Raw genomic sequence first — 22,690 nt, 5'->3', positions numbered from 1 at the left:
CGCGCAGCCGAACCCTGCTTCACTCACCGTCATCGCCTGGCTCATCCTCGCCCAAGTCGGCCTCGTCGTCGCCCAAGGCGGCCAGCTCCTCGTCGCTCACCACATCATCCGGCCCGGGCCGCCAGCCGCGCACGTCGATCTGGCCGGTCACCACATCGGCAATCAGGCGGTCGCGGTACTCGCGGATCAGCTGGATTTCCTCTTCGGCGCGGGCGATGGCTTCGTCCAGCGGCTGGCATTCCTCCACAATCCAGCGGCAGATGGCTTGCTGTTCTTCGACCGGTGGCAACGCAATGATTGCGTTCTTCACATCGTGCTTGCCAAGCGCAAAGCGTGTGACACCGGTGGCGAGAACGTGGAACTGTTGCGCGGTGCGTGTCGAACCGATGGAGCGAAACAGAAACTCGCCCAACACGCGCTGCGGCACCGGACGCAGCAAACCAAGGTGATAGGCGCAAACCACGCCAGGCAAGTCCTCCGGCACCCATGCGGGTACGCCGATGTCGTCCGGGGTTTCGGAGTCTTTGGTCAGAATGACATCGCCAGCTTTCAGCGTCAGGCGGGCAATTTCCGCTGCCGTCGCAGTGGCGCGCATCAGATCCATATCAGCCGTGATGCGCTCGTTCTTGTAGACGTCGGTGTAGTTGCACAGGCGCACCGGCGTTTCATCGTCGTTCGAGTGCTTGTCCACCCCGCTGAAGCGCACATCCGCAATATGCTTGATGGAAGCGACTTCCCAATGCTCCGGCACCTCGCCCAGCCATTCGATGCCGGAGGGCTTGAGGCGGACGTTGGGGTCAAGCCCGCGGGTGACGGCGTGGTCGATGATGGTGAGCTTCTGTTCGGTCAGCAGCTTGATGAGCTCGCGCTTGGCCAAGATGTACCGGGCGATGTGCGCGTCCTGCGCGCGCAGGTAGGCGACGATCTGGTCTTGTTCGGGGCGGGGCGGAACCAAGGACGGCATCTGCTTGAAAGACTCCCAGTAGAGCCGGTTACGGTCTGACACGATGCCACGCGAGAACTTGTTGACCTCCTGCATGTATGCCGCCGTGCGGAACAAGTAGCTGTAGTACGCGCTGTTGGCTTCCGGGTATGGTTTGACCACGACGTAAGCCGGGCTGACTAGGCCATCAACCGGGGCTGTGCCGACCGCGCCCTGCCACATTCGCATCATGTTGTAGGCGATGTCGCCTTTGAGCGCACGCTTGTACTTATCCTTTTGGCTCATCACCTGCTTGCGTTTCAGGTTTTCCATGTCACGTACCCGCACGCCTGTGCGCAGCGACACTTCCAGAATGGGCAGATCGGGAAAACCTGTTTCGACGCGATGACCGAAGAGGCGGCCATTGCGCAGCACCTGCCAGCCCTCAGGCATCTTGGGAGCCCAGGGAAGACCTGACTCTCGGTAACTCGGGTACGCGTTCGCCCGGTTGGTCGCCTCCGGAAGGCTTGCCGGTGCGGCGGACTCGGTTTTTCCATTCATTTCCAACGTATCGGATTTCGATGGCTGTGCCCTCATCTGCTGGGCCGAGGTTGCTGGCGCTGAGACGATCACTGCCGCTTGATCGCACGGCAGGTCATCACCAAAGAGTCCCGCTTGCGGCGGCGCCAATACGGCCGCCTCTTGCGGCGCGGCCTTCAACGCCCAGACTTCAATGGGGCGGCCGAGCAGTTGAAAGTCCGGAACCTCAGGCAATTCAACCCGCAGGAAGGCGTCACGGCCATGCTCCTTCACCTGTTCGCGCAGCTCCATCAGCAGCCGGCCGAGCACGTTCATGCCCACCAGCGTGCTGCCGTCGCTCATGGCCTTGGCACCCCAGAAATCGTCCCTTCTGGATTCCTCCACGATTGGGCGGTCGCCGGTGCGAAGCAGCAGCTCGCTGAACGCGCCCCAGTTGTTGGCAAGCTTCATGCGCAGGCACCAGCGCATGATGCGCACGCGGACTTGGTCCCAGTCCCGGCGCGAGTCCTTGCGGTATGGCTTGCTCCGCATCTTGGCCGTCATCGGGCTGTTCTCGCCGATGATCATCCGCTGGACGTCGGGCAGGTGAGGGAAGCGACAGGCTTGGTACAGCGCTTCGGACGTGAGGATGCGGATGCCGTTCACACGGATGGGGTAGCCCCCAGCCATGTTCGAGAGGCCACCAAACGGCTCGTCTGTCTTGAGGAAGACGACGCTCTCGGCCCGGCGGTAGGTGCGGACTTGATTGCGGCCACTCATCAAAGCCCGTCCCCGGTCAAGTCGGCAAACATCCTTCGCACAGCCGTCTGCGTGTTCGTGGTTCGGGGAAACAGCGGGTACCACGGCGCATCCACCCAGAGCGCCAGGGGCGCGTTGTTGGGGCAGTTGCGATAGGTCACGATGAGCGATCCGAAGCCAAGGGTCTCCAGCGTCATGTGGCCCAGAGGGCGCTGGGTGGCACCGAGGTTCGGGCACATCTGCCGAATGCGAACGCCAGCCTTCAGGAACTCCTGCTCCAGAAGAGTCTTGGCCGCGTCGCTGGAGAACAAACCGGCAGCGCCAGGGCTACCGGGAGCGCGCAGCGTCGGCTGGTACTGCATGCCCGCCACGTAATCCTGCACCGCTTGATCGTCCGGAATCACCGTGGGGCGCAGCACGTCTGCCATCGCGCTATAGGCTTTGCGATCCTCCAGCTCGATGGCGCGCCACCAGGTGATCTCAATCTGCTTGCCGGCCGCCCTAATGACCTCCTGGATCTTTCCGTTCGCGTAGTACCGGCCACCACTGTGCTCGGCGATACAAACTACATGGATCTTTGCCTGTGCAGGGGCGAAGTCGCGCACCCACCCTTCCAGATCGCGCCTCACCCGATTGCCGGTGAAGATGCCGTCATCAAGGTAGATGAAGACGTCGTTGCCCTGGCCGCAGTCTTCGATGCCGATGCCGAATTCCTCTTGAAGCACCTCCGAGAACAAGGCGAGCATGTCGGTCTGGCTGTCGCCGCCGCCCTGGATGTCCAGGAAATTCGCCGACCGCCAGAAGTCCTTGGGGTTCGGGCCGGTAAGCTTGGCCGTGTGGATCGCTCCGCGGATAAACTTCGATACGTTCTCTTTTGAAAAGTAGGTGTTCTTCAGGACGTGATCCATTTCCCGCAGGATAGGGAGCTGGACGTCGGCATCGAACTGCTGCACCCAGCGGTCGACATGGTCGGTGATCGGCTTTGGTAGCGAGCCGTCGCGGTAGTCCTGGATCGTCTGCGCGATGGACGCCAGTAGAGTTTGACGTTCGCTCATGCCTGCACCCCTCCAATGATCTTCTGCAACAGGCCTTCGGTCTGCTGTTCCAGCCTGAGGATGTCGGCGCGAATCTCATCCAGCGTGCGCAGCGGCGCAGGCTTGTAGAAATAGCGGGCGAAGGAGATCTCGTAGCCGATTTGGGTCTTGTCCCGCGCGATCCAGGCATCCGGCGCGTGAGGCAGCACCTCGCGCCGGAAAAAGGCATCGATGCCGCCGGGCTCCTTCAGCGGCACTTGCTCGGTATCGCGCAGGTCGGCATCGGGCTCGTACTCGACCAGGAACCCGTCTTTGCCCGCCACCTCGAGGTACACGCCGTCGAGCCCCGGCTCGAACGGTTCGTCCTTTTTCAGCTTGGTGCGCTTGGCAATCACCGGCGGCGCCGTTTCGTCACGCCAGCTCACGGCCTTGAAAATCGCCTTCTTTTCGGCGGCGGCCAGCTTCTTTCCGCGCTTGGCCATGGCCGCCTCGAAACGGGCGCGGAAGTCGTTGTGGTCGTCGAACACGCCGTCGCCAAGCTCCTGTTGGGCGAGCAGCGCCAGCTCGATTAAAGTCTTGTCGCGTTGCCAGGTCGAAACATCGAGCAGCTTTTTGCGGCGTTTCTCGGGCACGGCCTTCTTCGCGGGCGCGCCCTCGTCTTCATCGCCCTCCGGCTCGTCGTCGTCTTCCCCGGTATCGCCCTTCAGCCACGCCTCGATCTCGGGCTTGAGCTTGGAAAACTCTGCGTAGAGCTTGTCGCCGTACTTGGCCCAGATCTCGGCGCGCAGGGCTTCATCGCCACTGGCAAAGCGCAAGGTCTCGATGGCGCGGCGCGTAAGCTGGCTTTTCAGCCGCAGCGGACGTTCGACGGTGATCTTCCAGTAGCCGAAGTCGGCGTTGTCGAACCACTTGCACTCGGGTGTGTCCTGCGGTTGCCCGAGGTAGAGGTCGAGGATGCGTTGGATGTCAGCCTCGGACAGCTCGCAATTCTTCTTGCCGAGGTTGCGGCGCAGCGGCTGAAACCAGCGGGTGGCGTCGATGAGCTGCACGCGGCCTTTGCGGTGCTCAGCCTTGCGATTGGTAAGCACCCAGATGTAGGTCGCGATGCCCGTGTTGTAAAAGATGTTGAGCGGCAGGGCGATGATGGCTTCGAGCCAGTCGTTTTCAAGTATCCAGCGCCGGATGTTGCTCTCGCCCTGACCTGCATCGCCCGTGAACAGGGCGGAGCCGTTGTGGACGATGGCGATGCGACTGCCCAGAGGCGAGTGCTGCTTCATCTTCTGCAGCTTGTTCACTAGGAACATGAGCTGCCCGTCGCTGGAGCGGGTGATGAGCTTGAACTCCGGGTCGCCGCCGTGGCTGACGATGAAGCGCGGATCGTTGAACCCCTTCTTGCCGCCCATGCGGTCGAGATCTGTCTTCCAGCTCTTCCCGTAGGGCGGGTTGGAGATCATGAAGTCGAACTCGCGGGAACGGAACTGGTCGTTGGACAGGGTGGACTTGTCCGCGCCGCCCACGATGTGCTCGGCCTCATCGCCTTCGCCTTTGAGCAGCAGGTCGGCCTTGCAGATCGCGTAGGTTTCGGGGTTGATCTCCTGCCCGAACAGGTGGATGGAGACCTCCTTGCCGTGTTCCTCAGCCAGCTCCCGCAGAGTCTCCTCGGCGACGGTCAGCATGCCCCCGGTGCCGCAGGCGCCGTCGTAGAGCAAGTAGGTGCCGGACTGGATCTGGTCGGCCACCGGCATGAACATCAGCTTGGCCATTAGCCTGACAACATCCCGCGGCGTGAAGTGCTCACCGGCCTCCTCGTTGTTTTCCTCGTTGAAGCGGCGGATCAGTTCTTCAAACACAGTGCCCATGCCGTGGTTGTCCAGCGCGGGCAGCTTGATGCGGCCGTCCGCGTCTTTGACCGGGAGTGGCGACAGGTTGATCTCGGGATCGAGAAAGTCCTCGATCAGGTAGCCCAGAACATGCGCATCCACCAATGTCTGAATCTGGTCGCGAAACTTGAACTTGGTGAGGATCTCCTGGACGTTCGGTGAAAAGCCATCCAGGTAGGCGATGAAATCCTCACGCAAACGCTGGCCCTGACTGCTGGCCTTGAGCTTGGCGAGCGTGAATTCCGAGACGTTGTAGAACGCCTGCCCCGCGGCCATCCGCAGAGCCCCGTCCTGCTCGGCGACGTTGTTCTTGTCGAGGAAGCGCTTGCGCTCCAACACCTTCTGCTTGGTCTCTTCCAGGACGGCGTCGAGCCGCCGCAGCACGGTGAAGGGCAGGATGACATCGCGGTATTTGCCGCGCACATAGACATCGCGCAGGCGGTTGTCCGCGATGTTCCAGATGAAGTCGGAGATCCACTTGATCTGGCTTTGGTCTTGCACTTTTCCATTTTTCATACCGTCTTCTTCTGTTCGCTCGACACTGGAGCGGGCGAGGCGTGGTAGTCCTCTCGGCCCTGCCACCCCTTCTCGGTCTGCTCTGTGATCCACTGATCGATTTCCTGGCGACGAAACCGCCACGTACCCCCCACCTTGAATGCCGGGATCTTCTTGGCCGCAGCCAAGCGGTAAACCGTGCGCTTGCCCACCTTGAGGTAGGCCGCCACTTCGTCGAGCGTGAATATCTCTCCAGCGTCTTCTTTCATCACTTCCTCATCCGGCACCAGGCAAAGACCGGTGATGATGGTAATCTTGGCTAGGATACAGCAGAATTTGACATCGTTGAACAGCCAGATGGCAAGGAGGGAGGATGATCGACCCGGCAAGCCAGGCCCAACTGAAGGAGGCCATTGCTGACTGCATCGGCACCGATCAAGGGGTGCTTGACGCGCTGCGGGAGGAGATCCGCCCTCTGAAGAGCGCCACACTCCGGAAGGCAATCCAGGCTTTGACCTCTTCGAGGTCGACAGTGATGGCAGGCAAACCCGATGGGTCGAAGTGAAGTCCATGACTGGCACTTTGGAAGATCGTCCGGTGGGTCTGTCACACACGCAATTCGAGTTCGCACGCGAAAAGGGCGATGCGTACTGGTTGTACGTGGTCGAGCACGCGACCGATCCGGCACAAGCCCGCGTGCTGAGGATTCAAAACCCCGTCGGCCACGCCCGGACGTTCACGTTCGACCATGGCTGGAGCGAGATCGCTCGAACTGATCCGCCCCGGTGATGTACCACTCGGCCAAATCGTCGAATCCGCACCCTCAAGGCCAAGGCGATACTATCTGGCTCGGATTACGGACGCGGGTTCGGTTCCGTGTTCCGCCTTCAAGGGACAAATGGCCGAAACGGTGGACTTTGGGCCAAAACCGGGGACATTTGTTCGGACTACGAAGTGGAATCGAACTGTTCTCTGTCCAGTTCCCGGGCGAGTTCATGCCATAGTGGCACGCGCGATGGCGGTGCAGGCTCTGGCTCCGTATCTGGTTGTCGGGGTGCCTTGGGCTCCGGCGGCCGACCGACAGTGCTGTGGTTTTGCTCCCATTCCCAGAGGGCTTGCAGCGAGAAGCGGACGCTGCCAACCAAGGCCAGATGTGGAACCTGCTTCCTGGCACGGTATTCCGGGGTTGTGAACCAGTGTTTGGGCAGTCCGGTCGCCTCAATCACATCCTGGGCCGTGACGTAGAACGCCCCGGCATCTTCTTCCGTTTCAGGCTGTTCCTGCGGCCGAGTCACGACTTTGGGCACGCGTTCACCGTCACCAAGAATCGCTGACCAGTGCTGCGCGCTCTGTCGCTCGAAGCCGAGGATGTCGGCTTCGTGGTAACGGACATACTGGAACAATTTGTGCCAGGTGGGCCCTTCGTTGTCAGAACGCCAGCGTCGCAAGGTTTTCAGGCTGATCTTCCAGCGGGCGGCAAGCTGCCTTTCGGTCATCACGGGGTAATGCATCTTCTTCTCCAAGACTGATGCCCCCATGACAACGCTGTTCCTTGTAGAAGCCAAGCTCAGTGTTCGATGATTACCCTGCGGCCGTCTCCGCAATCAGCACGTCGGCCGGGATGCCTAGGCTCTTGTGCAGCCTGCGGATCATGGCCAGCGTCAACGGGCGCTTGCGGCTCAGGACTTCGTAGACGCGGTTGCTTTTGCCAATCATCGGCTCGAGATCTTTAACGGACAGACCGCTTTGATCCATCCGGAATTTGATGGCTTCTACTGGATCAGGCGCAGTGATGGGCACGTGCTTGGCCTCGTAGGCTTGCACCAGCGTGGCGAGGATATCCAGGCGATCCCCCTCCGGCGTGCCCAGATCAGGGTCGGACTCCATCAAGGCCGAAATCTCTTTAAGCGTGGCCTTGTAGTCTGTTTCGGTGTGGATAGGGCGGATGTCCATGTTTTCCTCCGTGGCCGGTCAGGCCATTTCAACGGTTTCTGCGTCCACTGCGTCGTACTCCTTGTGGGTGCCGACGAACTTCACGTAGACGATCTGCAACTTGTACGCAACGGCCACGATCAGCCGGTAATCATTGCCTTTGATGTTGAAGACCACGCGACGGTTCTTCAGCACGCTGGCGCTGCGGTACAGCGCCTTGATGTCTGCGGGCTGAGTCCAGGTCGCATTCGTTGCTTCCTCATACCAAGCCTTCAGCGGCTGCTCGGCGTCGGGATGGCGCTCCCAGAAGGCTCGAAGGGTGGACACAGCAATCACTCGCATTGGTCGGAGTTTAGTCCCATTTTGGGACTATTGCAGCGGCAGGCTGGCCCAACAGGGGGTTCCCACGATGCAAAACGGCCATTTGATAGAGGCGAGCACCCTCAAGATCAGTGCTTTTCTAAAGAACCTCATATGCGGGCGCGGGTTCGGTTCCGTATTCCGCCACCAATATTGAAACCCCAACCGTTCTCGGTTGGGGTTTTTTCTTGCCCGATCGCGCCGGTTCCCGCGTGTTCGCGGGGATTCCTGCGGAAGCCTGCGGACTTCGCCCGCCGCCTGAATTGGCCGTTCCGGGCCACATTCCACTTTCTCCTAGCCATTCCTCGCTCCGACCTCGCTCCCTGAAAGTTGCCCGAAGTCCGCAAGGGCCACAAGTCAGCGCCATACAGATCAAAGGGTTACGCGCGGACGAATCAAGCGGTTGGATTGCAGCATCGGGGGGCGAAGGACACGCTGCGGGTGCGTTTCGTCGGTAGTTATCGAGAACTACCGACATGTCGCAACGCGAAAGTACGTGCTTGGATGGTGGCTAAGATAAGGAACCTCTTGTCAGGACAATGTCCTGACGAGTACGATAAAGGAATCCAATATCAGTCCGGAGGGGCACCATGAGCACCCTGAATCTTTCCAAGACCGAACGCATTGACGTTCGTGCCAGCACGCCGGTCAAGCAGCTGCTTCAAGAAGCCGCACGCGCCTGCCACAAGAACGTCAGCGAGTTCCTGCTCGACGCGGGCGTGACGGCGGCCGCGCAGACGCTGGCGGATCGTCGCCAGTTCGTGCTGGACGACACACAGTGGCAGGCCTTCCAGGAGGCGCTGGACCGCCCGGTGCAAAGCAAGCCGCGTCTGAAGAAGTTGCTGCGTGAACCTGGGGTGCTGGATTGAGCAATGACTACTCGCCCGTTCGCAAGCTGGCTGCAACGGATCAGGTCGATGCGTTCGACTGCGGCCAGGCCGCGCTGAACCAGTTCCTGCAGCGCTACGCGCTCGTCAACCAGAAGGCCAACAGCGCGCAGACCTATGTCTGCTGCCAGGGTGACGTGGTGGTCGGCTTCTACAGCCTAGCCGTTGGTAGCGTCGATCCGGAAGCCACGCCGTCGAGAGTGATGAAGGGGCTGGCGCGCCACCCGGTGCCGGTCATGATCCTGGCCCGGCTCGCCGTGGACAAGGAGCATCAGCATAAAGGTCTGGGCCAGGCCTTGCTCAAGGATGCACTGCTGCGCACCGCACAGGCCGCCGACATTGCGGGTATCCGCTGCCTGTTGGTCCATGCCAAGGACGACGCAGCACGGCAGTGGTACGAATCGTGGGAATTCGAGCCCAGCCCGACTGATCCGTACCATCTGTTCCTGATGCTCAAGGATCTCAAAGGCATGTTGAGCTGAGGTGGTGTCTCCACCTCAGAGTCCGACTCTCTCCCGCTGCTCATCCCACAGCGCTGGCGGATCAACCGCCAGATCAAACAGCGTGACGTGGTTCGGCAATTCGTCGTCCAGGATGGCCGCCACGATGTCGGGTGCCAGCGTGGTCAGGTTGACCATCCGGCTGACGTAGCTGTTGTCGATCCCCTCCCGCGTGGCGATTTCCTTCAAGGACTTCGCTTCCCCCGATTCCAGCATCGCCAGCCAGCGGTGACCCCTGGCCAGCGCCAATTGAATGGAGGTCGGTGCCACGTCCCATGGTCTGACCGGTGCAGTCTCACCGTTCGGGAGAGTGACCAGCTTGCGGCCGCTGCGCCGCTTGATCTGGATCGGCACAGACAGAGTTAGCCGGCCATCACTCGCCTCAACGATGTCCGGCTCGCCAGTTTTCTGGATGCGGATGTCGCTCATGCCAACGCCTCCGCTTGTTGCTCGACCGGCTCGGGACGCAGTTCAAGCACCAGCCGCTCGATGCCGTTGGCGCGCAATCGCACCTCGAGGTCATTGGGCGACACGATCACCTTCTCGACCAGCAATTTCACGATCCGGGTCTGCTCCGCCGGGAACAGTTGATCCCAAATCGCGTCGAGTCGGGTCATGGCCACGGTGATCTTGGCCTCGTCCAGCGTTGGGTCGAGCTTGATCGCTTGCGGCAGCATGTCGCCGAGCAGATTCGGGGCACGCAGGATGGCACGCAGTTGGTCGAGCACCGCCGATTCGAGTTCTGCGGCAGGCAGTCGCGGCAGACCCGAGGCGCCCGCGTGTTCCTTGGCGTCGCGCTGGGGCACGTAGTAACGGTAGCGTCGGCCATTCTTCTTGGTGGTGTGCCACGGCGACAGCGCACGGCCGTCGTTGCCGAACACGATGCCCTTGAGTAGATAGGGAACCTTGGCCCGCGTCGTGTTGCCCCGCACCCGGCCGTTGGTATCGAGGATCGCGTGGACGCTGTCCCACAGTTCGCGGCTGATGATGGGCGGATGCTCGGCCTGGTACCACTGGTCCTTGTGCCGCAACTCGCCAAGGTAGGTTCGGTTGCTCAGGAGCTTGTAGATGTGACCCTTGTCGATCGGCCTGCCATCGCGGGTCTTACCGTCTTGCGTGGTCCACGCCTTCGACGTCACGCCATCCAGTTTTAGCTCTTTAACCAGTGCGGTGCTGGACCCGAGTTCGACGAAGCGCTGGAAGATGTGCCGGATCAGCTTGGCCTCACGCTCGTTGGGCACCAACCGCCGGTTCTCGACGTCGTAGCCCAGCGGCGGCACGCCGCCCATCCACATGCCCTTGCGCTTGCTGGCCGCGATCTTGTCGCGGATACGTTCGCCGGTGACCTCGCGCTCGAACTGGGCGAAGGACAGCAGGATGTTCAGCATCAAGCGGCCCATCGAGGTCGTCGTGTTGAATTGCTGGGTGACCGAAACGAACGACACGCCGTAGCGCTCGAACACCTCGACCATCTTGGAGAAGTCCGCGAGGCTGCGCGTAAGGCGGTCGATCTTGTAGATGACGACCACGTCGATCTTGCCGGCCTCGATGTCCGCCATCATGCGGCGAAGCGCCGGACGTTCCATGTTGCCACCGGAGAAGGCCGGATCGTCGTAGTCGTCGGCGACCGGTATCCAGCCTTCGGCGCGCTGGCTGGCAATGTAGGCATGTCCGGCATCGCGCTGCGCATCGATCGAGTTGTATTCCTGGTCCAGCCCTTCATCAGTGGATTTGCGCGTGTAGACCGCGCAGCGCATGCGGCGCTTGCGGACTGTTCTGTGCCGGTGATACGCAGGCGTGCCAGGCCGTTGGCCAGCAACGACGCGATCTCGTAGCGACGCTGTTCCGGCGTCATCCGCTCCGGTGGTAGATGGTTGATTTGATGCATCGGTGGCGGTCCTCTCGGTCAAACTCACATGCAGTGAAATTGTCCGGATGGACTGCCGCCGACACCATGAGGGAGTTTCGGAGTCGTGCGAACCAATGCGGGTTGCTTCGAAAAGCAGGTCCCTTTTAGTTCGCCAGATGACGGGCGAGGATGGTCTTCATCATCGAATTGCCGGGCTGGGTGCTGGCGATCATGTCCCGGATCTGCTCATTGACCTGTGGGGTTGGCACACCAGCGTTCACCGCCGCCTGCGTGACTGCCGAATAAGCATCGAGAACATCAGCGCCGGTGATGTCGAAGCCATGCCCGAGAGAGATCCAGCGCAATGCGGCAAGACCTGCGGCGAGCGCGAATGCTGGCTGCTTCTCGACGTAGTCACGGGCGGCGCGCGTCAGCGTGCGCGGATCGGTCGGACTGCGTGTTGCCAACTCAGCAGCCACTTCGAATAGACCCGCGTCCTTGGCAGCGGCGAACCATTTGCCCTCGGCGCCAGGTGTGCTGGCTACCAGGTCGCGTAGGATCTCTTCCGGTTGCTTGTGGGGATACTTCTTGGCGATGGCGCGAAACGTCGCCAGATTCGTTGTGCCCTGATTTGCCTCGATGGCATAGCGGCGGTAGGCCTCGTCGAGCAAACCGGAGGACAACAGGATCTCTTCGCAGGACTGGGCAATCTGCCAGCCAGGATCATTGAGACCGCGAGACTCCTCGGCGTATCGGATCGCCTCGGCCTTCCTGCCCATCGCCGACAACGCTTTCACACCCCAACGCCGATCGTGCCACCACTTGAACGGCGCCTTGTCGAGCAACGCCAACAGTTCCTGGTGGCGGCCCGCCCCGAACATCGATGCCAGGCAAGCGCTGGTGCCCTTGAAGAATCCATGTCCAGAAGCCTTCGGGCTCCACACGCTCTCGACGACCGGCAAAAACTCATCGGCCCAGTGCGACGCCAGCTCCGGCGTCACGCACAACTCGCCCCAGTAATCGCCGAGCAGTTCGATGTAGGGCATCTCGTCGTCCTGCAGCGCTTGCCACAAGCGCTCGAGCCAGCGTTGTCGCAGCTTCGGCTCGACGTCAGCCTTGACGATGAGGGGCACCAGGGTATCGATGGCCTTGTTGATGGCGGAACCGAGTGCCCCCGATGAACTGTCCACCTGTTCCAGTGCCGGAGAGAGCTTTTCCAGCAGGATGATGGCTCCCTCAGCTGCGAGCACGGGCTCCTTGCGGGCGACCTGCTTGATCTCCGTGATGGCTTCCTTGATCCGCTGCACCGGCGTGTCGGACCGCCAGCCAAAGGCATGCCGGCGAAAACGGGAAGCGAATTGCCACTTGTGGGCGCTCATGATCGATCCACCATGATCTATCGCACCGGGTACTGGCCATTGCGGATGAAGCGGTCGTAAGTGTCTTCCTCCGGTTCCTCATCGTCGTGGCGCGCGCCCTGCCACTCGGCCTCGGGCAGCAGTAGCAAGGTCAGTGTGTAGTCGTACTGACCCGCGACGCGCGTCATCTCCGTGACCGGCATGCTGGCGGGTTCACGGGCAAACCAGGACTGGGCACGCCCCGTCTGGCTGTCGGCCATGCCAAAGGCGTTGTAGCTGTGCGCCAACGCATCGTGCGGCAGCTCGATGGTGTTCTTGCGCGTCGCGAAGTAGGCGCCGGACTTGAGCGCCGCCTTGTTCGACTTGGCCCACAGCATGTGATCGTCGCGGCTGGCCACCAGTATGGCGCGCTTGGGTGCGATCTCGGTCCAGCGCAGGGCGGCAGCCGTCAGCGATACCCCATAGCGATCGGCGCAGTGGCCGAGCAGATCGAAACTGACCTGTTGACCGTCCACCTGCCGCCGGAAGTCGTCCAGCGGCATCAGCAGGGTTGAGGCGAACAGATCCGCCTCGGCCTTGATGTCGCGCTCGTTGTTGTCCCCTGTCTCGATGTCGTCGTCGCCGCATTCGAATAGGTCCTGCTGGTGACGGTGCAGGATGTAGTGGCCGAACTCATGCGCAATCGTGAAGCGCTTGCGGCCTTCCGACGGGGTGGCGCTGTTGTAGAGGACCAGCCACTTCGAGCGCGCCTTATTGGCCTTCAACAGGCCATCGAAACCCTCCAGATCCTCGCCCCGAACCGTGTCGATCGGCGAGTCTGCAAAGCACTGGCGGGAATACTCCAACGCCAGCTCGTCAACCTTGACCGGAAAGCGATCCGTACCGAGAACCGTGTTGAGCATGGACGAGATGCGGTTGGCCTCGGCCATGGGCTTTTTCGCGTCCGTCATTCATCTTCCCAGGCATCGAGGATCTTGCGGATCTTCTTCTTGTCCGGCTCGGACATGTTCTTGTACTTACGGAAGAAGGCCTCGTCGAGCACTTCCTCGTCCGGGGTGGCTGCCGACTCGGTCAGCAGGAACTCCGTGGTGACCTCGAGGACGGCGGCGATCTTGCCGATCTTCTCGGCCGATGGCTTTGGGTCGTCTTTGTTTTCCAGTTCCCAGATGTAGCTCTTGCTGGAGTCGGTCAGTTCGGCCAACTGTTCCAGGCTGAGCTTCTTTTGCTTCCGCAGTGCGCGGATCTTGTCCCCCAGGGGCGATGGCACCGGTATTTCCTCATTTGTTGGCTTCAATCCTAAAATAATACCACTGTACCGAACGAATTCGTACCTGCTTGACAAACCTATAACCGCTCCGCGACAATCTAAATCGTTCGGTACACCGAACTTCATCGGTCTGCACACCCCAACAAGAAGAAGGGGCCGTCGAGGCTGATACCAAGCCGATCCAAACCTTTGAGGGGTATGTAGATGAACGATGCAGAAAACCTGAGCAAGCTCCTGGGCCACCTGCCACCGGCGGTGTTCCGTGAATTTATGGTGGATGAATTCGGCCTGGCCATGCCGGACGCGGACGCCAAGAAGCCCAAGAAAGAACAGCGTGAGCAGATGGAGGCTGTGCTCGCGGCTCTTGGGGTGGGCGAGCGGCAGCGGATCGAAGAAGTGGCCGAACGTATCGTGCTGCTGTCGGACGGCGCCGGCCAGGACGTCATCGACGGCTTTAAGGACGACATCTTCGATGACGCGGCCCGGGAACGCTTTGCCAAGTCCATGAGCTCGACTTCGCGCGCCGACTCACCCGGCGTGCAATAGCCACTTGGATTCGAGAACAGGACCTGCTGACCAAGCACGTTCTCCACTTCGTAGCTGTCGACAAGGTCATCGATCAGTTCGGGTGCGTGATCCTCGCCGCCCAACGTGACCCCGTCCACCGTGTCTGTCATGACCTGGACAAGCGTCAATGGCGGCAACCTATCGAGGGCGTCCTTGGCCGGCAGCGCGTCCAGGGTTTCCACCACCGAGCGCACAGCATCGGCGGACATCCAGGGGTTGAACGCGGCGAGCTTGGCCTCCAGCACGTCGCGGAAGAAGGTGCCCGCCTCACCACCGCGCTGGGTGCGTGCATCCTCCGGCGTGATCGACGTCCAGCCGATCTCCACCGCGTGCTTGACCATCGGGAACTGCACCGTGCCGGCTTCGCTGATCTTGAGTGTGCTCATGCCGTGGCCTCCGCGTGTTGCGTCGAGGCCGGGGACAGCGCCGACAGATCCAGATCAGACACGGCGATCTCGCCGGTCATGAGCTTGTGCAGCAGCGACTGGAACAGTTCTTCCAGCACGGCGCGTTTTTGCCGGTGCAGGGCGATCTTGCGGTCAAGGGCGTCCAGGATGGCGACGATTTCCTCTTGTCCCTCAGTCGTCGGTGGAACCGGAATCGGGAGCGGGTCAAGATGCTTTTTGTTGAGTTGCGGCGTCGGCCCGGGCTCGGTGATGGTTCTCAAGTCAAACGACTGGAACCAGTGAAAGAGAAATCGCGCGTTGATTGTGTTGCCCGGGACGACGCCAATGACATTGGGGTCGAACACGCTCCACGATTCAGTCAGCCGCTTCTTGTTGGTCGCGATCGCTGCGCCTCGCTTGGGAAACACAATTGTCCCTGGTGGTGCGCACCGATAAGCAAAGCTGAGTTCGCCAAGATTGGGGCGAGGGACGGAAACTTTCTTCTGCCCGCTGACGAGAAGCGCGCTTTGAAGCAGTGGCTTGCGGCTCGATACGGACGCCCCGCGTTCCCCAACGCCTTCGAGAACCGATTACGAAAGACCGTTGGCAAGAAGTCTGTCGAATATCGCATCGCAAAAATCCTGGAACCGGAGTCATCGCACCTGGTGGCACTTTTCTTCGATCTCGGTGAGGACAAGGCCATTGAGTTGGAGGACGGAGATCCCTATTTCTTATCCATCTCGGTTGTCTATGACGCCACGGAGGGTGGGCCGAATGCTAGGGCGAGTGCTGAAAAAGTTGCCGGCGAACTCCGTACGCTCTTCGAGCAAGCCTATGGAACTGCTGACACTGCAACAGAGATCGCATTGGACGCATGCAATGCAGTAGCCGACACATTCATGACCTTGGCGGATCTCCGGAAGGTGGATCAATGGCGCCTCGAGTACATCAGCCTACGTGAAGACCCGGCGGGCGATTTTCTTCCTGCTGGTGAGCTGCCCGTCTAGACTCGCTCCGTTGCACAGGCTGCCAACCATCGCCGTTCGCTGAAGAACCCGCCCAAGACTGCCGACGAGTACCTGGACACCCTGCTCAAGCAGGGCCTGACGCAGACCGTTGGGCAGTTGCGGGAGTGGAAGGTAGCGATCTGACGGACGCGGGTTCGATTCCGGTTTCGGGAATTGAACTGGCTCCGAAAAGCAGACCAGGTTGAGCAGCCTTTCCGGCCACCAATCAGGGCGAAAAACTTGCTTGATCGTCCGGTGCCGAAGGGCGTACCGACTGGCTTTTCGATCGAGTTCGCACTGGTTCGCAGCAACCCGCAGCGCTTCGATTCCGTACTTTCAATAGTCGTTTGATACGGGGTACCATCCCACCGAGACCCCGCAGGAGTTCGAATCTTTCCGCACGAACTCGCAGGAACCCTCACCAGCCCGCACGGCCCGATGCCAGGTCGTTGATTTTCAACAAACCGCTCTATCGGTCCGCGCTTGCGGACTGCGGACTTTCGATTGGCCGGAAATCTGGCTCGCCCAGACGGCTCTCGGTACCGACACGTTGCAAAAAGTCGGTATTCGTCGATATCTACCGACGAAACAGAACATCTCAGCCAGCACTGACCTGCGTCGCGACCGTCTTGGTCGACGTCGCTAGGCACGACTCCTCGTAGGCCTCGATGTCGACCTGCCGGTAGAGCACCCGGCCGCAGAGCTTCAGGAACTTGGGCCCGATCCCCTCGCTGCGCCAGCGTTCCAGGGTGGCCTCGCTGATGCTCCAGCGTGCGGCCAGTTGTTTTTGATTGAGGTGAGCGACTTCCATCTTAGTCTCCTTCCGAATGAGTTGGCAGGAGTCCATGAAGGCGCTGTTCGGCCGACGAGCCAAGCGGTATCGCTGCGCCAATCTATTCGCCGCATTTTCTGCGGAGATTGACCGGCCTATTCGCCGCAACACGGTTTGCGAATTCCCGATCGGGATTATTCCGTTGCCTGTCTCGCTGAATTGGGCAAACATTCCCGATCGGGAATTTTCAATGAGCAGGCAGCGCCCATGATTCACATCGACACCATTCATACTCTCGGACAATCTCTGCGTGCGGCACGCAGGCAACTCGGCCTGACGCAGGCCCAACTGGCTTTGGCGGCGGGAGTCGGCCTGCGTTTCATCGTCGAGTTGGAGGCCGGCAAACCGACTCTCCGGCTCGAACACGTGCTGCGCGTCATCAACGCGCTGGGTGGCGAACTCAGCCTTGGCGGACTGCCCTCGGCCTCGAGTGATCCCGTTGCCGCAAGGCCATTGTCGGTCGCTGACCAACCGGCCAGCCACGCTGAACGGCATCAGGCCTTGGACGAACTGGTTGCCCAAGCCCAAGCACTCAAGATGGGGTACGAGTAGACGCGCACTGGGCCAATCACTGGGCTGCTACCGCTCTAGCCAATGATTCCTGCATCCGCTGCGACTCTTTCTGCGCCTCAGCCAGGAGCTGATCCCAGTCATCGGGCGGATGTCCGTTATCCAGCATCTTGCGGAACACCCGGTAGGCGTCGTCGCTGCTTTCGTAGGCGCGCTTGGTGTCTTCGTCATTCACCCAGGCGTAGACGATCACCTTGCTCGGGGCGTGGTAGCGGAAGAACAGTCGGTATTGCTGGAAGAACTTGGCCCGGAACCAGTGCTTGTGATCGTCACCGAGCGTCCCACCCTGGCGGTACTCCGGTCGCGTCGGATCTTGCGGGATGACATCGAACGCCAGCTTGGTGAGCGCGGCCAGCCGCTTGCTGGCGTTCTTTTTTACGTACCCGGCCGGGTCCTTCTGCTTCAGGGTCTCGACCTGCCGCGCCAGCGCTTCAATCTGCGCCAGGAACAGTGGATGGGCGAAGACCGTCCAGCCATGAATGACCAAGGGCTCAGGCCTCCCCGCGCTCATTCATCGTCTTCCGACAGGGCAGCATCGAGATCGACATCGACGCCGCCGACTAGCGACTGGATGCGTTGGACGAGGCCGGCATCCACAGCTTGCAGCCGTTCGGGATGGCGAGTGATGTCGGCGGCCAGGAAGCCGAGGAACTGACCGAGCACCGGGTCATCACCTTCGGATGCTTCGACGCGCGTCAGCACCACCTCTCCGCTGGGGCGAATGGTGTAGTGGATCTTGTCGCGCTTGCCTAGCTTGAGGGCACGACGCACGGTTTCCGGCACCGTGGTCTGGTAGCGATCGGTAAGTGTGGATTCGACTTCGAGGGTCGCGGCCATGGCGGTCTCCTGCGGATCTAGGTTGATGCTTGCATGGTAATGCAGTCGCATTGTCTTGTCAATGCAGTTGCATTGCCTCCACGGACACCCGGCTCGAATGGGTGTAAATGGGTGTGCTTTTGGTCGTGGCGACGGACGTGGGTTCGACTCCCAAAACGGGAATTGAAGTGGCGCCGGAAAGCAGACGAGGTTGAGCGGCCTTACCGGGCACCAATCAGAGCGAAAAACCTGCTTGATCGTCCACGGACGAACAGCGTACCGACAGGCTTTTTGATCGAGTTCGCACCGGTTCGCAGCAGCCCGCAGCGCTTCGATTCCGTACTTTCAATAGTCGTTTGATGCGGGGTACCATCCCACCACCAATACCAAAACCCCAACCGTTCTCGGTTGGGGTTTTTTCTTGCCCGATCGCGCCGGTTCCCGCGTGTTCGCGGGGATTCCTGCGGAAGCCTGCGGACTTCGGCATCCGGCCCCTGGCCCCGTCCAGAGCCACCTTCCTCTCTCTCCCGGCCATTTTTCTCTCCGGCCTCGCTCCCCCATACACGCCAGAAGTCCGCAAACGCCGCGAACAAGGCCATTACAAATCAATGCGTTACGCGCGGACGAATCAAGCGGTTGGATTGCAGCATTGGGTGGCAGAGGAAACACCTTGTCAGGACAATGTCCGGACGCCTACAATAGAAGCATCCAAGATCAATCCGGAGGGGCACCATGAGCACCCTAAATCTTTCCAAGACCGAACGCATTGACGTTCGTGCCAGCACGCCGGTCAAGCAACTGCTGCAGGAAGCCGCGCGCGCCTGCCACAAGAACGTCAGCGAGTTCCTGCTCGACGCGGGCGTGACGGCGGCCGCGCAGACTTTGGCGGATCGCCGCCAGTTCGTGCTGGACGACACACAGTGGCAGTCCTTCCAGGAGGCGCTGGACCGCCCGGTGCAAAGCAAGCCGCGCCTGAAGAAGTTGCTGCGTGAACCTGGGGTGCTGGATTGAGCAATGACTACTCACCCGTTCGCAAGCTGGCTGCAACGGATCAGGTCGATGCGTTCGACTGCGGCCAGGCCGCGCTGAACCAGTTCCTGCAGCGCTACGCGCTGATCAACCAAAAGGCCAATAGCGCGCAGACCTATGTCTGCTGCCAGGGTGATGTGGTGGTCGGCTTCTACAGCCTCGCGGTCGGCAGTGTCGATCCGGAAGCTGCGCCGTCGCGAGTGATGAAGGGGCTGGCGCGTCACCCGGTGCCGGTCATGATCCTGGCTCGGCTCGCCGTGGACAAGGCGCATCAGCGTAAAGGTCTGGGCCAAGCCTTGCTCAAGGACGCCCTGCTGCGCACCGCACAGGCTGCCGACATCGCCGGGATTCGCTGCCTGTTGGTCCATGCCAAGGATGATGCGGCGCGGCAGTGGTACGAATCCTGGGAATTCGAGCCCAGCCCGACCGATCCGTACCATCTGTTCCTGATGCTCAAGGATCTCAAGGGCATGTTGAGCTGAGGTGGTGTTACCGCCTCAGAGCCCGACTCTCTCCCGCTGCTCATCCCACAGCGCCGGTGGATCAACCGCCAGGTCGAACAACGTGATGTGGCTCGGCAGCGTATCGTCCAGGATCGCGGCTACGATGTCCGGCGCCAGCGTGGTCAGGTTGACCATCCGGCTCACGTAGCTGTTGTCGATCCCCTCCCGCGCGGCGATCTCCTTCAGTGACTTCACTTCTCCCGACTCCAGCATGGCCAGCCAGCGGTACCCCCTGGCCAGCGCCAACTGGAGTGGCGTGGGTGTTACGTCCCACGGCCTTACGGGAGCGGTTTCGCCGTTCGGCAAGGTGACCAGCTTGCGCCCGCTGCGCCGCTTGATCTGAATTGGCACCGACAGGGTCAGCCTGCCGTCGCTGGTCTGGAGAATGTCCGGCTCGCCGGTCTTCTGGATGCGGATGTCGCTCATGCCATGGCCTCCTCCGCCTGCTCGACGGACTCGGGACGGAGCTCCAGCACCAGACGCTCGATGCCGTTGGCGCGTAGCCGAACCTCGAGGTCGTTGGGCGACACGATCACTTTCTCAACCAGCAGCCGGACGATCCGGCTCTGCTCGGCCGGGAATAGCTGATCCCAGATCGCGTCGAGCCGGGTCCGGCCATCTGGTGCCGCCGCGCACCTTCGTCATCGATGTCGGCGCGCAGTCGGCCCTCGCACAGGTGCGCCGCACCGCCACCGACTTCGACATGACCGAGGTGGAGGCGATCCTCAACAGGACGCCGATCAACGACGCGGTGATCCGTCATTGGCGCGAGAAGGCCGGCGAGCGCAAGACCATCGTGTTCTGCTCCACCGTGGCCCACGCGCAGTGCGTGGCCGACGCCTTCGTCGCCGCCGGCATCCGCGCCGTGCTGATCCACGGCGAGTTGTCGGACGACGAGCGCAAGGCGCGGATCACCGCCTACTTCGACAACCTGCGGGAGCTCACGCCCGACGACGTGCCGTTTTGAGGAGGCGGTGATGCTCGATTACAACCACCACCCCAGGTTCCACGAGCGCGTCAACGCCGTCATCGACGAGGCGCTGGCGCGCGAACGGACCGCACAGACAGCCCGCAGTTACCTTGGCGCTTCGCGCCTCGGCGTCGCCTGCGAGCGCGCCCTGCAATACGAGTACGCCCAACCGCGGATGCTCCTGCCGCTTTCCAGGAGCTGGTTTAAAGGGACTTTGCTAGAAGCCCATTGGCCCTATTGAAGGGGGCAGGTCAGGGCAGGTCATTTCGATCTCGCCGATTTGCTCGCTCAGATATTGGAAATGCGCGTGCAAACGATCCAGCACAGCGATAAGCCTCGGCGTCGACGAAATCGTTTTTGTTGCTCTTGACGAAGGGCCGCACGAACTGCGGCGGCTCAAGGGCAAACGGAACGCTGAAAAGCCACGGCGTGCTACGGAACCTAGGGAGACGTCGGCGCAATGCGCATGCGGGATCGGGGGCTTTGAGAGCGATTAAAAAAATGCCCATTTGATATTTCAAATGGGCAAAGATCGTTCTCAACGACGTTCTTTCCGCTGGCTCTTGTTAAGAGCTTCTGTTAGTTCAATGAGCGAGGGGCATGCCCGTAGACATGCTCCGGTTTGCTTCCGGTGCCTCACCAGTGATATACGATGGATCCGCTGGCCCCGACTTGGGTTTCGTGCTGCCTCCAGCTCGAGTTGATTGCCGCGTTTGCTGACAGTCGTTTGCTCAGTTGCATCGTCACGCCCGCTTGTGCGCTGACGATGTTGCGACCAAGCTTCAGACCAGAAAGGTTGGTGCGCATCGGAGCGAGGCCATTGATACCGTGAAGCACGACATTCATCGAGGGTGCACTGTCGGCAACGTCTCTCTCATAAGCGATGCGAAGCGACGGCGTAATGTGATGGCTTTCGTCACCAAAGTCCTTCCAGAGACGCACGCCGAAACCGACGCGGGCAGAGAGATATTCGCTCTTATCTGCGGTGACTGACGCAACACCGTTTTCCGTAAAGCCTTTGATCGACGTTTCGTTGACTCGAGCCGTCACGCTTGGTGTGATATTGACCAAAGACGTCTCAATCTTCTTGCCGAACTCTACGAAGCCGCCCACCGTATCGCCGTGAGTTTTGGCCGACATGCCATAGCTAGTGCCGCCTACTACTGCATTTCGGTCGCTCTTGATGGAGTGCCCTGAGTACGAAACACCGGCATTGGCGAACCAGTCGTTGATGCTGTGTGATCCATAGAGGCCAACGCTGAAGGTGTCGACCTTTGACTTGGCGTGCTTGCCGCTCGCATCGATCGTCGAGTTGGCATAGCCAAGTGCGATACCGACACGGTTGTTGCCGAAGGTGGTGTCCGCGCCGACACTGACCCCCGCGCCACGCATGGAGAAGCCTAGTGCGCCAGCGCTGCCAGTCGCGTTGCTTTGGTCGCCCGAGGCCTGTGCCCAGACATTCTTTCGGCTGTCAGTAATATCAGACTGCGCACCGCCCTGCATGAAAGCGCTATCTCCAGCCAAACGATCACGCATACCTTGCTGCAAACGGGCTGCGTTTTGTTCGGCTGCAAAAGCCATCTGCGGCAGCGTCAGAGCGCCTCGGCGATCTTGGTCCAGCAAGTGAGCCTGCACCTGCGCGGCCTGCATCGCCAACGCAGCCGGATCGGCGAATTGTCCCGAGGCGTACTGCGTCAGAAGCTCTTTCTTCACTGCTTCGGGCAGCGAGTCAAATGCCTCATCCAAAGCCAGCTTGTTAGCAGACGCAATAGCTTGATCCACATCGATTTGGCCATTCTCAAGCGCGTCGCGTACCAGTTTCCGATGTGCACTCGACAAGCTGGCTAACGCCTTGACCATCTTATTGTTAAGCTCTGCGCTCTTGATGCGGCGAGTGTCGCTCAAATCTCGTTCGGCCTTTAGCTGCTTCACAAGACTTCCCACTTGATCGCTCGTCGTGATGCTCCCCAGCAACACTCTGTCCCAAGCAATTGCTTGGTCTGAAACAGGAAGTCGCTTGATGGCATTAAGAATAGCCCGGGCGTTTTTTGCTCTAATTGTAGGGAGGGCTTCCGTGAGTTGCTCCGCGTCACTGATTTCTCCGCGCTCTATCGCAGCCAAGGCGAGTTTCTGATCCGTTGCAGACAATTTGACCATCTTATTGTTAAGCTCTGCGCTCTTGATGCGGCGAGTGTCGCTCAAATCTCGTTCGGCCTTTAGCTGCTTCACAAGACTTCCCACTTGATCG

The 22,690-nt window shown here is 60.7% G+C and carries 29 protein-coding genes and 2 pseudogenes; 12 read left to right on the top strand and 19 right to left on the bottom strand.

All coding sequences use genetic code 11. The annotated features are described in order from the left end of the window. Positions 1 to 19: 19 nt before the first annotated feature. The 4 genes from CDN36_RS18755 to mads1 are packed head-to-tail and all read right to left on the bottom strand — an operon-like array spanning position 20 to position 5,878. On the bottom strand, positions 20 to 2,221 hold the full coding sequence (locus CDN36_RS18755; RefSeq protein ID WP_287497575.1) for an NADAR family anti-phage protein: 2,202 nt from the start codon (positions 2,219 to 2,221) through the stop codon (positions 20 to 22). Continuing rightward, positions 2,221 to 3,255 (bottom strand): phosphoribosyltransferase-like anti-phage protein, encoded by a 1,035-nt coding sequence (locus CDN36_RS18750; RefSeq protein WP_287497574.1) that lies wholly within the window; start codon positions 3,253 to 3,255, stop codon positions 2,221 to 2,223. The genes CDN36_RS18755 and CDN36_RS18750 overlap by 1 nt, the downstream gene beginning before the upstream one ends. Continuing rightward, on the bottom strand, positions 3,252 to 5,630 hold the full coding sequence (locus CDN36_RS18745) for a type I restriction-modification system subunit M (protein WP_287497573.1): 2,379 nt from the start codon (positions 5,628 to 5,630) through the stop codon (positions 3,252 to 3,254). Before CDN36_RS18745 ends, CDN36_RS18750 begins: the two co-directional genes overlap by 4 nt. Next, on the bottom strand, positions 5,627 to 5,878 hold the full coding sequence (gene mads1, locus CDN36_RS18740; RefSeq protein WP_287497572.1) for a methylation-associated defense system helix-turn-helix domain-containing protein MAD1: 252 nt from the start codon (positions 5,876 to 5,878) through the stop codon (positions 5,627 to 5,629). The genes CDN36_RS18745 and mads1 overlap by 4 nt, the downstream gene beginning before the upstream one ends. 104 nt (positions 5,879 to 5,982) lie before the next feature. Here mads1 and CDN36_RS18735 point away from each other — a divergent pair, with 104 nt between their 5' ends. Both CDN36_RS18735 and CDN36_RS18730 read left to right on the top strand, forming a co-directional pair. Further along, the gene (locus CDN36_RS18735; RefSeq protein ID WP_287497571.1) at positions 5,983 to 6,174 is read left to right on the top strand and encodes a hypothetical protein; all 192 of its coding nucleotides are present in this window, start codon (positions 5,983 to 5,985) and stop codon (positions 6,172 to 6,174) included. After that, positions 6,159 to 6,398 (top strand): annotated as a pseudogene (locus CDN36_RS18730) (protein NO VEIN domain-containing protein); the annotation flags it as partial. The gene CDN36_RS18735 and the pseudogene CDN36_RS18730, both read left to right, overlap by 16 nt. Before the next feature lie 158 nt (positions 6,399 to 6,556). Here the strand turns inward: CDN36_RS18730 and CDN36_RS18725 are convergent. From CDN36_RS18725 to CDN36_RS18715, 3 genes are all read right to left on the bottom strand, one after another. Beyond that, positions 6,557 to 7,120 carry a MerR family transcriptional regulator gene (locus tag CDN36_RS18725; RefSeq protein WP_190286412.1) on the bottom strand — a complete coding sequence of 188 codons (564 nt, stop codon included), beginning with the start codon at positions 7,118 to 7,120 and terminating at the stop codon, positions 6,557 to 6,559. Positions 7,121 to 7,190: 70 nt separating this feature from the next. Next, positions 7,191 to 7,562 (bottom strand): helix-turn-helix domain-containing protein, encoded by a 372-nt coding sequence (locus tag CDN36_RS18720; protein ID WP_066690583.1) that lies wholly within the window; start codon positions 7,560 to 7,562, stop codon positions 7,191 to 7,193. An 18-nt stretch (positions 7,563 to 7,580) separates the two neighbouring features. After that, positions 7,581 to 7,883, bottom strand: coding sequence for a type II toxin-antitoxin system HigB family toxin (locus tag CDN36_RS18715; RefSeq protein ID WP_128313642.1), 303 nt, complete (start codon positions 7,881 to 7,883; stop codon positions 7,581 to 7,583). 608 nt (positions 7,884 to 8,491) lie between these two features. Here CDN36_RS18715 and CDN36_RS18710 point away from each other — a divergent pair. Next, entirely contained in the window at positions 8,492 to 8,770 is a 279-nt protein-coding gene (locus tag CDN36_RS18710; protein ID WP_029577227.1) for a type II toxin-antitoxin system TacA family antitoxin, read from the top strand. Then, positions 8,767 to 9,270 carry a GNAT family N-acetyltransferase gene (locus CDN36_RS18705; protein WP_087778736.1) on the top strand — a complete coding sequence of 168 codons (504 nt, stop codon included), beginning with the start codon at positions 8,767 to 8,769 and terminating at the stop codon, positions 9,268 to 9,270. The genes CDN36_RS18710 and CDN36_RS18705 overlap by 4 nt, the downstream gene beginning before the upstream one ends. A 15-nt stretch (positions 9,271 to 9,285) precedes the next feature. Here CDN36_RS18705 and CDN36_RS18700 read toward each other — a convergent pair whose 3' ends face one another. From CDN36_RS18700 to CDN36_RS18670, 7 genes are all read right to left on the bottom strand, one after another. After that, on the bottom strand, positions 9,286 to 9,717 hold the full coding sequence (locus CDN36_RS18700; RefSeq protein ID WP_053821301.1) for a ParB/RepB/Spo0J family partition protein: 432 nt from the start codon (positions 9,715 to 9,717) through the stop codon (positions 9,286 to 9,288). Beyond that, positions 9,714 to 11,045 (bottom strand): recombinase family protein, encoded by a 1,332-nt coding sequence (locus CDN36_RS18695; protein ID WP_287497570.1) that lies wholly within the window; start codon positions 11,043 to 11,045, stop codon positions 9,714 to 9,716. Before CDN36_RS18695 ends, CDN36_RS18700 begins: the two co-directional genes overlap by 4 nt. 256 nt (positions 11,046 to 11,301) lie before the next feature. Next, positions 11,302 to 12,516, bottom strand: a complete 1,215-nt coding sequence (locus CDN36_RS18690; protein ID WP_287497569.1) for a hypothetical protein — start codon at positions 12,514 to 12,516, stop codon at positions 11,302 to 11,304. Between the two features lie 17 nt (positions 12,517 to 12,533). Continuing rightward, the gene (locus CDN36_RS18685; protein ID WP_287497568.1) at positions 12,534 to 13,445 is read right to left on the bottom strand and encodes an ImmA/IrrE family metallo-endopeptidase; all 912 of its coding nucleotides are present in this window, start codon (positions 13,443 to 13,445) and stop codon (positions 12,534 to 12,536) included. Further along, complete coding sequence (locus CDN36_RS18680; protein WP_287497567.1) at positions 13,442 to 13,762, bottom strand: helix-turn-helix domain-containing protein; 321 nt, start codon at positions 13,760 to 13,762, stop codon at positions 13,442 to 13,444. The genes CDN36_RS18685 and CDN36_RS18680 overlap by 4 nt, the downstream gene beginning before the upstream one ends. A gap of 122 nt (positions 13,763 to 13,884) precedes the next feature. Further along, complete coding sequence (locus CDN36_RS18675; protein WP_287497566.1) at positions 13,885 to 14,715, bottom strand: hypothetical protein; 831 nt, start codon at positions 14,713 to 14,715, stop codon at positions 13,885 to 13,887. Next, positions 14,712 to 15,143 carry a restriction endonuclease subunit S gene (locus tag CDN36_RS18670; RefSeq protein WP_287497565.1) on the bottom strand — a complete coding sequence of 144 codons (432 nt, stop codon included), beginning with the start codon at positions 15,141 to 15,143 and terminating at the stop codon, positions 14,712 to 14,714. Before CDN36_RS18670 ends, CDN36_RS18675 begins: the two co-directional genes overlap by 4 nt. 99 nt (positions 15,144 to 15,242) lie before the next feature. On the opposite strand from CDN36_RS18670, the gene CDN36_RS18665 reads away from it, so the two are divergent. Then, on the top strand, positions 15,243 to 15,722 hold the full coding sequence (locus CDN36_RS18665; protein WP_287497564.1) for a hypothetical protein: 480 nt from the start codon (positions 15,243 to 15,245) through the stop codon (positions 15,720 to 15,722). A gap of 27 nt (positions 15,723 to 15,749) precedes the next feature. Continuing rightward, positions 15,750 to 15,866: pseudogene (locus tag CDN36_RS18660) on the top strand (VapC50 family PIN domain-containing toxin); the annotation flags it as partial. 454 nt (positions 15,867 to 16,320) lie between these two features. On the opposite strand, the gene CDN36_RS18655 reads toward CDN36_RS18660, so the two are convergent. Further along, positions 16,321 to 16,533: a helix-turn-helix transcriptional regulator gene (locus CDN36_RS18655; RefSeq protein ID WP_287497563.1), complete on the bottom strand. Its 213-nt coding sequence runs from the start codon at positions 16,531 to 16,533 to the stop codon at positions 16,321 to 16,323. Between the two features lie 34 nt (positions 16,534 to 16,567). On the opposite strand from CDN36_RS18655, the gene CDN36_RS18650 reads away from it, so the two are divergent. Further along, the gene (locus CDN36_RS18650) at positions 16,568 to 16,765 is read left to right on the top strand and encodes a hypothetical protein (RefSeq protein WP_287497562.1); all 198 of its coding nucleotides are present in this window, start codon (positions 16,568 to 16,570) and stop codon (positions 16,763 to 16,765) included. Then, positions 16,762 to 17,106, top strand: coding sequence for a helix-turn-helix transcriptional regulator (locus CDN36_RS18645; RefSeq protein WP_287497561.1), 345 nt, complete (start codon positions 16,762 to 16,764; stop codon positions 17,104 to 17,106). The genes CDN36_RS18650 and CDN36_RS18645 overlap by 4 nt, the downstream gene beginning before the upstream one ends. A 16-nt stretch (positions 17,107 to 17,122) precedes the next feature. Here CDN36_RS18645 and CDN36_RS18640 read toward each other — a convergent pair whose 3' ends face one another. Together CDN36_RS18640 and CDN36_RS18635 are read right to left on the bottom strand one after the other, a co-directional pair. Then, positions 17,123 to 17,635, bottom strand: coding sequence for a type II toxin-antitoxin system YhaV family toxin (locus tag CDN36_RS18640; protein WP_287497560.1), 513 nt, complete (start codon positions 17,633 to 17,635; stop codon positions 17,123 to 17,125). Beyond that, on the bottom strand, positions 17,632 to 17,961 hold the full coding sequence (locus tag CDN36_RS18635; RefSeq protein WP_287497559.1) for a type II toxin-antitoxin system PrlF family antitoxin: 330 nt from the start codon (positions 17,959 to 17,961) through the stop codon (positions 17,632 to 17,634). The genes CDN36_RS18640 and CDN36_RS18635 overlap by 4 nt, the downstream gene beginning before the upstream one ends. Positions 17,962 to 18,672: 711 nt before the next feature. On the opposite strand from CDN36_RS18635, the gene CDN36_RS18630 reads away from it, so the two are divergent. Both CDN36_RS18630 and CDN36_RS18625 read left to right on the top strand, forming a co-directional pair. Then, positions 18,673 to 18,951: a type II toxin-antitoxin system TacA family antitoxin gene (locus CDN36_RS18630; protein WP_287497558.1), complete on the top strand. Its 279-nt coding sequence runs from the start codon at positions 18,673 to 18,675 to the stop codon at positions 18,949 to 18,951. Then, the gene (locus CDN36_RS18625; RefSeq protein ID WP_287497557.1) at positions 18,948 to 19,451 is read left to right on the top strand and encodes a GNAT family N-acetyltransferase; all 504 of its coding nucleotides are present in this window, start codon (positions 18,948 to 18,950) and stop codon (positions 19,449 to 19,451) included. Before CDN36_RS18630 ends, CDN36_RS18625 begins: the two co-directional genes overlap by 4 nt. Positions 19,452 to 19,466: 15 nt before the next feature. Here the strand turns inward: CDN36_RS18625 and CDN36_RS18620 are convergent, their stop codons facing one another. Beyond that, positions 19,467 to 19,898 carry a ParB/RepB/Spo0J family partition protein gene (locus tag CDN36_RS18620; protein ID WP_287497556.1) on the bottom strand — a complete coding sequence of 144 codons (432 nt, stop codon included), beginning with the start codon at positions 19,896 to 19,898 and terminating at the stop codon, positions 19,467 to 19,469. Positions 19,899 to 20,094: 196 nt separating this feature from the next. Between CDN36_RS18620 and CDN36_RS18615 the strand changes: the two genes are divergently transcribed. Both CDN36_RS18615 and CDN36_RS18610 read left to right on the top strand, forming a co-directional pair. Continuing rightward, entirely contained in the window at positions 20,095 to 20,439 is a 345-nt protein-coding gene (locus CDN36_RS18615; RefSeq protein ID WP_287497555.1) for a hypothetical protein, read from the top strand. A gap of 10 nt (positions 20,440 to 20,449) precedes the next feature. Then, a complete protein-coding gene (locus CDN36_RS18610; RefSeq protein ID WP_287497625.1) occupies positions 20,450 to 20,683 on the top strand; it encodes a hypothetical protein in 234 nt (77 codons plus the stop codon). Positions 20,684 to 21,078: 395 nt separating this feature from the next. Here CDN36_RS18610 and CDN36_RS18605 read toward each other — a convergent pair. Continuing rightward, the coding region (locus CDN36_RS18605; protein WP_287497554.1) for an autotransporter outer membrane beta-barrel domain-containing protein at positions 21,079 to 22,690 on the bottom strand (1,612 nt) is incomplete at its 5' end.

Origin of the sequence: Pandoraea sp. CB10b_02, assembly GCF_002216225.1 — a bacterium.
GTDB classification, from domain to species: Bacteria; Pseudomonadota; Gammaproteobacteria; order Burkholderiales; family Burkholderiaceae; genus Pandoraea; species Pandoraea nosoerga.
Note: the sequence above shows the minus strand (reverse complement) of the source record. Positions and strands in the feature narration are given on the sequence as shown.

What these genes read in the sequence shown, in the direction of transcription:
- CDN36_RS18725 (WP_190286412.1), bottom strand. Translation starts at nt 7,120, where the DNA reads ATGCATTACCCCGTGATGACCGAAAGGCAGCTTGCCGCCCGCTGGAAG.
- CDN36_RS18675 (WP_287497566.1), bottom strand. Translation starts at nt 14,715, where the DNA reads ATGAGCACACTCAAGATCAGCGAAGCCGGCACGGTGCAGTTCCCGATG.
- mads1 (WP_287497572.1), bottom strand. Translation starts at nt 5,878, where the DNA reads ATGAAAGAAGACGCTGGAGAGATATTCACGCTCGACGAAGTGGCGGCC.
- CDN36_RS18745 (WP_287497573.1), bottom strand. Translation starts at nt 5,630, where the DNA reads ATGAAAAATGGAAAAGTGCAAGACCAAAGCCAGATCAAGTGGATCTCC.
- CDN36_RS18685 (WP_287497568.1), bottom strand. Translation starts at nt 13,445, where the DNA reads ATGACGGACGCGAAAAAGCCCATGGCCGAGGCCAACCGCATCTCGTCC.
- CDN36_RS18755 (WP_287497575.1), bottom strand. Translation starts at nt 2,221, where the DNA reads ATGAGTGGCCGCAATCAAGTCCGCACCTACCGCCGGGCCGAGAGCGTC.
- CDN36_RS18710 (WP_029577227.1), top strand. Translation starts at nt 8,492, where the DNA reads ATGAGCACCCTGAATCTTTCCAAGACCGAACGCATTGACGTTCGTGCC.
- CDN36_RS18640 (WP_287497560.1), bottom strand. Translation starts at nt 17,635, where the DNA reads ATGAGCGCGGGGAGGCCTGAGCCCTTGGTCATTCATGGCTGGACGGTC.
- CDN36_RS18655 (WP_287497563.1), bottom strand. Translation starts at nt 16,533, where the DNA reads ATGGAAGTCGCTCACCTCAATCAAAAACAACTGGCCGCACGCTGGAGC.
- CDN36_RS18720 (WP_066690583.1), bottom strand. Translation starts at nt 7,562, where the DNA reads ATGGACATCCGCCCTATCCACACCGAAACAGACTACAAGGCCACGCTT.
- CDN36_RS18750 (WP_287497574.1), bottom strand. Translation starts at nt 3,255, where the DNA reads ATGAGCGAACGTCAAACTCTACTGGCGTCCATCGCGCAGACGATCCAG.
- CDN36_RS18610 (WP_287497625.1), top strand. Translation starts at nt 20,450, where the DNA reads ATGCTCGATTACAACCACCACCCCAGGTTCCACGAGCGCGTCAACGCC.
- CDN36_RS18735 (WP_287497571.1), top strand. Translation starts at nt 5,983, where the DNA reads ATGATCGACCCGGCAAGCCAGGCCCAACTGAAGGAGGCCATTGCTGAC.
- CDN36_RS18645 (WP_287497561.1), top strand. Translation starts at nt 16,762, where the DNA reads ATGATTCACATCGACACCATTCATACTCTCGGACAATCTCTGCGTGCG.
- CDN36_RS18690 (WP_287497569.1), bottom strand. Translation starts at nt 12,516, where the DNA reads ATGAGCGCCCACAAGTGGCAATTCGCTTCCCGTTTTCGCCGGCATGCC.
- CDN36_RS18635 (WP_287497559.1), bottom strand. Translation starts at nt 17,961, where the DNA reads ATGGCCGCGACCCTCGAAGTCGAATCCACACTTACCGATCGCTACCAG.
- CDN36_RS18650 (WP_287497562.1), top strand. Translation starts at nt 16,568, where the DNA reads ATGAAGGCGCTGTTCGGCCGACGAGCCAAGCGGTATCGCTGCGCCAAT.
- CDN36_RS18620 (WP_287497556.1), bottom strand. Translation starts at nt 19,898, where the DNA reads ATGAGCGACATCCGCATCCAGAAGACCGGCGAGCCGGACATTCTCCAG.
- CDN36_RS18695 (WP_287497570.1), bottom strand. Translation starts at nt 11,045, where the DNA reads ATGCGCTGCGCGGTCTACACGCGCAAATCCACTGATGAAGGGCTGGAC.
- CDN36_RS18630 (WP_287497558.1), top strand. Translation starts at nt 18,673, where the DNA reads ATGAGCACCCTAAATCTTTCCAAGACCGAACGCATTGACGTTCGTGCC.
- CDN36_RS18700 (WP_053821301.1), bottom strand. Translation starts at nt 9,717, where the DNA reads ATGAGCGACATCCGCATCCAGAAAACTGGCGAGCCGGACATCGTTGAG.
- CDN36_RS18715 (WP_128313642.1), bottom strand. Translation starts at nt 7,883, where the DNA reads ATGCGAGTGATTGCTGTGTCCACCCTTCGAGCCTTCTGGGAGCGCCAT.